The organism is Mesorhizobium sp. M8A.F.Ca.ET.202.01.1.1 (assembly GCF_004791595.1).
GTDB lineage: Bacteria > Pseudomonadota > Alphaproteobacteria > Rhizobiales > Rhizobiaceae > Mesorhizobium.
On sequence record NZ_SRUN01000235.1, the window covers coordinates 1 to 303 of the forward strand.

Sequence of the window (303 nt, forward strand, 5' to 3'; positions counted from 1 at the left end):
GCCAGACGGCGGCCTCCTCCTACAAGCCCGCGGTTCTGGAAAACGGCGTCCGCGTTCTCGTGCCGCCCTTCATCTCGGCCGGCGAGCGCATCATCGTCGACACCAACGAAATCACCTACGTACGCCGCGCAGACTGAACGGCCGGAAGCAGGAAGAAAAATGGCGCGCTCCGCTCTCCTCAATGTGATGGTCCAGGCCGCGATGAAGGCCGGCCGGTCCCTGTCGCGCGATTTCGGCGAGGTGCAGAACCTGCAGGTCTCGATGAAGGGACCTGGCGACTATGTCAGCCAGGCCGACCGCAAG

Annotated in this window: 2 pseudogenes; both read left to right on the forward strand. The window is 64.4% G+C overall.

Annotated elements, in window-relative coordinates:
• A pseudogene (locus tag EN845_RS34645) lies at window positions 1–137 on the forward strand (elongation factor P); the annotation flags it as partial.
• A 22-nt stretch (window positions 138–159) separates the two neighbouring features.
• Window positions 160–303 (forward strand): annotated as a pseudogene (locus EN845_RS34650) (inositol monophosphatase); the annotation flags it as partial.